Source organism: Facilibium subflavum, assembly GCF_003574485.1.
GTDB classification, from domain to species: Bacteria; Pseudomonadota; Gammaproteobacteria; order Francisellales; family Francisellaceae; genus Facilibium; species Facilibium subflavum.
Window position 1 is genome coordinate 1 of record NZ_QLIT01000055.1, and the last position, 6,100, is coordinate 6,100.

Annotated in this window: 3 protein-coding genes; all 3 read right to left on the reverse strand. The window is 36.1% G+C overall.

Annotated elements, in window-relative coordinates:
- On the reverse strand, positions 1-1,678 hold a 1,678-nt coding region (locus DNK84_RS04525), incomplete at its 3' end, for a coiled-coil domain-containing protein (RefSeq protein ID WP_162902218.1).
- Positions 1,679-1,685: 7 nt separating this feature from the next.
- Positions 1,686-2,426, reverse strand: a complete 741-nt coding sequence (locus tag DNK84_RS04530; protein ID WP_119343381.1) for a hypothetical protein — start codon at positions 2,424-2,426, stop codon at positions 1,686-1,688.
- A gap of 24 nt (positions 2,427-2,450) precedes the next feature.
- The gene (locus DNK84_RS04535; RefSeq protein ID WP_119343382.1) at positions 2,451-5,945 is read right to left on the reverse strand and encodes a hypothetical protein; all 3,495 of its coding nucleotides are present in this window, start codon (positions 5,943-5,945) and stop codon (positions 2,451-2,453) included.
- Between the last annotated feature and the right edge of the window lie 155 nt (positions 5,946-6,100).

Here is a 6,100-nt window from a genome sequence, read left to right on the forward strand (position 1 = left end):
TACCATATTCACCATTTTTGATTGATAATGCCTCTAAAGGCAGTGTTTTAGTATCTTGATCGTCATTACTGCTTGCCTCAAGCACACGCAAATCCTGCTCTAAATTAATCTTTGATAAATCCGCATCCCCTCTATAAAGCTCTGGGGCATCAAATATCATCATACTTGAGGTTCCAATGTCCATTAACTCCCTGGCTTCTTTTTCAGACTGATATAAATTAATAAACTCTAGATCATTAAATGATTTGATAGATAATAGCAAAGCCCCAGACTGTTTCCATTCCACTTCTGGAACTCCCCAACGCGCCTCTTCTTTCAATACCCCGCGAAACTTATCCTCCCCCCAGTCACCTTCTTTATCCTTACGAATAAGCGCACGGTTCCAAACATTGCTTAGTACAGATAAACTCATTTCCACAATAGGCTGGTTATCAATATCATCACCATCAAATGACAAGCGTATTGTTTCAGACGCGGTATTCCCATCTATAAAATCAAAATCCGTTTGTAAAGCTTCCTCAGGAATAAAGCTATACATATTTACATCGTCCTGAGTGATTTTCTCTAAGCTATAAGCCATAAAAGCTGTTTCCCATAAGCCCTGGTGAGAGCCACGTGTACTTCTTAATAAGCCGACATATGTTGCTATAACAGGAATAACAACCATCGTAAACGTTGTCCAAAATTTGGAATTAACAGCCCTTCCTACGCCTGTTTTTTTTATATTTGCTTGTGCTGATTGGATCTTATTTCTTAAATGATCATAATTCTGTTTTGCTGTATTGAGTTTATTGGCTCTACTTTCATGTTTTGTTGTCAGCTTAAACTCCTCCTTTTTTAAGTTTGTTACCATTTTTTCTGTTGACTTCATATTATTATGGTAGTGCTGGAAATTTTCTTTGCCATCTTTAAACAAAGCGGTCTTATTTTCAGCACTACCATATTTTTTCCTGAAATTCTTCATCTCATTTATTTCGCTTTTCATTTCTTTTATGTTATTTTGGGCAACGGAAATATCACTATTAAGCTGCTGAATATCTTGACTTGTCAGATTGGCTTTATTTGATGCATTTAGTAGATTCTTTGTTGCTGTTCCAAGCTCAGCTTGCAGTGAGTTCACCATTTTTTGATAGCTTGCAATACGTTGTAAATTATATAGCCCTCCCATGATCGTGACAAAAGAAACACCATGGCTTGTTAATGCAGCCTCCACCGGGGAGACAGTAGTTAAAGATTGTACGTAGCCTTTAAAGTCTTTTTGATGTTCATCAGCTGCCTTATTACCTGTATAACCATAAAAGCCATAATCACGACGAAGCGATACAAGTTTAAAATACAAACATCTTGAATAACCATGGGGACAAATACGGAAAAAAGCCTGCGCTTCAGGCGTATCATCTTCTAATGCTAGAAACCGATTCGTAAAGGTATACTCGGCACCTTCTGGTGTGTTAAAGTTATCTTCTATTGTATTAAATTGAACACCTCCACCATTAGCACCTAAAAACTCAACCGCATAGGGGCTGTTGTTACTTACACGAAATCCTGTTAGTGATGGCTGATCTTCCCTACCTAGATCATTAATCATAATAATATTCCCCCACACACCAATATCAGCAACAACTGTACTAACATAAAGGCTTAAAAATAGGCAAGATAAGTGTTTTCCAGCTGACATTATTTTCCTACTCTTCTGTGCACTGATTAGTAGAAAAGGACATCTCATGTCGCTTATGATACTTTGCATGCTCTGGCTGCATATAGGGTATTTGTCTTTTATCTTTTATGACAAAGGTGTATTTCGAATACTCCCTACAAGAAACCTTCATCTCTGCTACTCGCATAAACTCATCACCAAAAGGAACCCAAGACCCAATTTCAACAAAACCAGTTTTAGCGCTTTTTTTCCCTCCCCTATAATAGGCTTTACAACTCATATAGAAATAATAAGTGCCCAAAACCTGATGCCTGTTTTGGATATTTTCAATCTTAAATAAATATCGATACCCTTGTACTTTTTCTGTTGGATCACGTCCAGTGATTTTACTGTCCCACCCACCAAGAGTATGTCTGTTAAAATGTGCTTGCTCATTCTGCTTTAAAGTTGCAACAAGTTTAAAATCAGAGTGTGGAACATGTTCTATTGGCGGGGGATTATCTCCTTTATACCAACCGTAAACTGGTCTATCAAAACTTGCTACCCATATTTTAATCGGTACTGTATTATGGTTGTTGTTTTTCAAGACAATATCAAAATGACAAAGCTCAGGCACAGGAATATTATCGTCATCAGCATATACAAAGTTCACACAGAAAAATGATATAATTAGCACAACACCAAAATTGATATAGCGCTGCATCAATATTAGTAACGCTTGCCAAAAGCTATTTAGCGGCTTATGTCCTACAACTTTTTGTCCAGCCATATTAAATCCTCTTTTATCTTAACGCTACTCAAGCACCCATGTGTTTAGTATGCGATCTGTTTCTTTATCTTTTTCAATATAGAGCAGTTGGCCATCATCACGGAATTGCATAACGTATTTTGAAGGACCATAAGTTGATGTGACACGTAGTTTATCTTTATCATTATCCATAAAACTCTCTCCGGTGATCACATTATATTTTACTGCACTGGAATTTCTGTATTCCCTTGCCGCCTCACCACTAAAAAGCTGGTTCCATTTCCATAACGACTCGTAGCCAATAAACAGATATTCATGATCAAAATAAAAGGCCATTTGATCCACATCAAATGTCGTACTATTTGTCCAATGAGACATCATTTTTTCAGAGAATTCCAACTGCCTTTGCGTCCCTGTTTGTAAATGTTCAACCACAAGCACAACTCTCTCGAAAATATTATCCGTGTTAATCATCTTTACTGGTTTTTTAACAAGCTTTAATGCATAAGTTCCATTATTATTAAGCCAAACCTTGCCGTTATACGCTAATATATCATCTCTTGTGAAATATTTTTCCTGACTTTCTTCAACCAACACCTGGCTTTGACCTTCCCACTTACTTGCCCAAATTGCATTATCTGGGTCGGCACTACCACCTTTGTAAAGCACAACATTACCATCATTTTGTACTTGCAAAAATGTACTGTTACGCTTATCATCCGGACATTCTGCCCCATGCTCAGCAACGCCTTGTGAACCATCTTCCATATTTAAAGTAAAGTATTTCGCCCAGGCACCATTATTGCTTGCTACACCACTACCAAACCAAATTTCATTACCGCAGATTTTAAGTTTGGAGCTGTCAATTGCTGGACCCCAGCCAAGGTCTTTATAACGCTGTAAAAGATCCTGATTTAACCGCGTTAACGCCCATTGAATATTATCTTCATAATCTGTTACTATAAAGCCTTTCCCATGCTCAAACTTAAGGCCATAACGGCCATTACTACTTGACCACTCATCATCGGTAGATAGGTGATCAGAAGATGTATATTTAGTCTCTTTAGAACTCTCCGTGTTCGTTAATATAAGGTCATATTCATACTCATTTTTCTTCACAAACTGATACTTTATATTATCAAATATAGAATAATCACCAGCTTCATCAATACATTCTATATCAAGTGCTGACCCACCCGAGCGACACGTTAATGTTAAAATAGTGTTATAATACGTATAAGTCGGATTATCTTTATTCGCCTGATCATTATTAACATACAAAAACCGTAACGTTACCTCAGTCCTGTTTTTGAGTAAATCCAATACCAATGCAGTTTGATCTAAACTATCTTTTCTTGGAATTAATATTTCTTTTGCTTCAAATATATTAGCCAGCTGAGCATTTTTAGGCAAAATTTTTGCTAAATAGGTGTTATAAAAGCCCTCATCAACATCACCTTGCGCAACATATAATCGCCCTGCATCACCAGTATATTTAATATGCAGTTTTTTCTGGTATGGGCTATGTGTAATGTCAATAAAATAACCGACACGGTCTGATAGCTCTGGGAAAAAATAAGGTAATACTTTTAAAAAGTGCGCATCATGTAATTGACTTAAGCGAATGTCGCTCACTGTAATATGCATATCCACATCAAAAGCTTCTGCGTTTAAAAAGTCTAATTGGTTCGGCTTTCTAGGTTGGCCATGGATATGTAATAGTGTGTCTGACATTGTATAGCATTTTAGCTGATCTGTGTTATCAAAATCACAATGAAATTGCAATGTATGCATTGACATGGCCGGTTTTGCAAGCTTACCATCACCACTGGTTGACTCAGCATGCTTAAAATCCACCCACTTATAAGCATCAACTCGCCATCTTAGCCAGAAAGCCTTATAAGTATCCTGCACGGGCACACGATACCCTGAATCTAACTCAGGAGCATACCATGGTTTTGAAAAGTTATATGGCCGTATTTCAGGCGTATATACGAGCATATATCTAACACCGTCAATCCTTGTTGATATTGCTTCTTGCTTAAGAAATAATAAATTAGAGAAATTAAAATCTGACTCTTGGACAATATGACCAATAAATTGCTTAAACCTCTTATTTACTAATGTTGGATCATTATACTCAACATAAAGATCAGACGCTTTTAAATATAATCCTTCATTTTTTTCAAACTCTAACTGACAAGCAACTTTAGCATTTGTTTCAAAGCAGGATTGATTTTCTAATATTTCTTCGCATTGTTTTACTGTGTTTTGCTTAAGTTGAATGTTTTGCAGCTGATGGTTAGAGCTATATTCATTTACCCCTTTTTTACTAATTTCTGTATATATTTTAACGTTTTCAGGTTGGATACAATATACCGGGCGATACTTTGATATCTCTGTATACTGGTCCATAACAAGCTTTAATGGCTCAAGCCATAAATTAATTTTTGCATTTGCAGGCCTTTCAACATCTTCGATGTAACTATTAAATATACCCGAGCTAATATTAAACTTTGTTCGAGATGAATATATTTCCTTTTTTTTATAGCTATCTATCTGAATAGATCCTGTAATATCTTCATGATTTTTTTTGCTCGCATTATACCCAGGGTCATATTTAAATGATTCAGTACAGATCATTCCTGGCGCTAACTTATCATACCCTAAGCAAAAGGAAGCCGTATCGATATCTCCACTTATTGAGGTTAAAGTTGCATCAACAACGTTTTCATCAGGCTTGATCTTTACGTTAATTAAATGACTATCTGAGTTAGCACGAATTGCTGGCGAGCTACCGACATTTAAAAAACGAAACATAACTGAGCTGTTTTGCCTTCTCCCACTTTCTTCCAGATAAGGCTTACTCTGTAGTCGGTTATTCTCTAAGATAACAGCCGGGTGTGTAAAAAGGCTTTCTTTTTTTATTTGAAAAGGAACGTATTGTATGCTTTCATAGACTCTTTTTACTCCGGACAAATATTGGGTAAATGTAAAGCCAGTCTGTAACATAAAGTCTTTGCCGTCAAAATCTTCAGGCAATATATATTCATATCGAATAATACAAACATTGTTCCGGCAGTTAACATTTAAATTATCTATTCTACCCTGCATTTCAATGATATTTTTTGTGCCTGGATCAACACGGTTTACAGCAACATGAATAATATTTTCTTTTTCATTACTTTCTAAATTAAAATTCCCTTGTTTCAGCGTGATTTTCTGTACAACAGGATACACCATCTGATAATAGCGTTTATTATCTTTATCAGTACTATCTCCTCTACCATCTGTAGAAGGTGTATAAGGAATGACAACTAGTTGTGCCGTTGGACCATAATGCCATTCAAGATGTTCAGTAACTTGTTTCTGATTATCTATTTTCAACACATCCTGAATATTATTAAGTTGGAATAAATTATGGTCAACCTCAATTCCATTACCTATTTGGCGAGGTTCTCCATAAGCAAAAATACAAAAAGAGCTTAAAACAGCAGCAACAAATATACAACGCTTTAAGAAACTATCAATGTTGGTCATATGAAACGCTCCAGTTAATCTATATGCTTAACCACCAAAGAAAGCGATTTAAATTTTTTACCATCAATCATAAAATCAAATTCATATGTTCCCAGTGGAACTGTATTACCACCCATAATAATTAACTTACACCCGCCCGGTGGAATAACACCATC

Coding starts and splice junctions, on each gene's coding strand:
- DNK84_RS04530 (WP_119343381.1), bottom strand. CDS start 2,426: ATGGCTGGACAAAAAGTTGTAGGACATAAGCCGCTAAATAGCTTTTGG.
- DNK84_RS04535 (WP_119343382.1), bottom strand. CDS start 5,945: ATGACCAACATTGATAGTTTCTTAAAGCGTTGTATATTTGTTGCTGCT.